General features: G+C 49.8%; 1 protein-coding gene. It reads right to left on the bottom strand.

Features of this window, described 5'->3' with window-relative positions; genetic code table 11:
- Positions 1-255: hypothetical protein (locus tag PUR26_RS01060; protein WP_329868282.1), on the bottom strand; the 255-nt coding region annotated here is incomplete at its 3' end.
- Positions 256-309: the final 54 nt, after the last annotated feature.

Genomic DNA, 309 nt, shown 5'->3' with positions numbered 1-309 from the left:
GTTTTTTTTTTGGTTTTTTTTTTTGTTTGAGGGTTGTTGTTTGTTTGTTTGTTGGTTGGGGCTGGGGTATATTTGGGTTGTGTTGTTGGGTTGGGGGGATGTGTGGTTTTTTTTGGGTTTTGGGCCTTTGGGGTTGTTGTTAATCTGTTGGTTTGTGTTGGTGTTTTTGTTGTTTTGTTGGGTTTGTGAGATTGCTTGTGGGTGGGGGGGGGGGGTGTTCTGGCGTGGGAGCTGGGGGGCTTGTGTGTCTTCCACGAGAGAAGTTTTCTCCCCGACTGTTCGTTCGGGTTACCGCCGCCCCCCCCCCCC

The sequence above is a fragment of the Streptomyces sp. SP18CS02 genome (assembly GCF_036322365.1).
Taxonomy (GTDB): domain Bacteria; phylum Actinomycetota; class Actinomycetes; order Streptomycetales; family Streptomycetaceae; genus Streptomyces.
This window is presented reverse-complemented; position numbering and strand designations above follow the sequence as displayed.